Below are 352 nucleotides of genomic sequence, written 5' to 3'. Positions count from 1 at the left end.
GTGTATAAGAGACAGGAAAGATCCAGGGGTAAGGTTTCGTAGACTGGGTTTTCGCAGAGCTTGCCTAGGTACTCTAGGCTTCCCGACTCGAGGTCCCACAGAACCCCCACGGTGTCCGATACCCTGCCTGCGGCCTTGGGGGCCTCCAGGGCAATGCGGTTGGCGAAACCCAAAGGCCAGCTGTTGCCCTCCATCAAGCGGACCAGTGGACCCCCAGGGAGACGGTAGGCGGATGGGCACTCCCATGCCCAGCCGCATGCCGTTGCTCCCACCACCCACTCCCCCCGGATGTCGTAGCCGCCCATCCGCCAGATGGTGATGGACCTGTCTCTTATACACATCTGACGCTGCC

1 protein-coding gene is annotated in these 352 nt (G+C 61.6%); it reads right to left on the bottom strand.

From position 1 onward, the window contains the following. The coding region (locus N3G78_14900; protein MCX8119204.1) for a hypothetical protein at positions 1-341 on the bottom strand (341 nt) is incomplete at its 3' end. Positions 342-352 lie beyond the last annotated feature (11 nt).

Source organism: Thermodesulfobacteriota bacterium, from assembly GCA_026415035.1.
Taxonomy (GTDB): Bacteria; Desulfobacterota; BSN033; order BSN033; family UBA1163; genus RBG-16-49-23.
The sequence above is the reverse complement of the archived record's forward strand: the minus strand, read 5'-3'. Positions and strand labels throughout refer to the sequence as shown.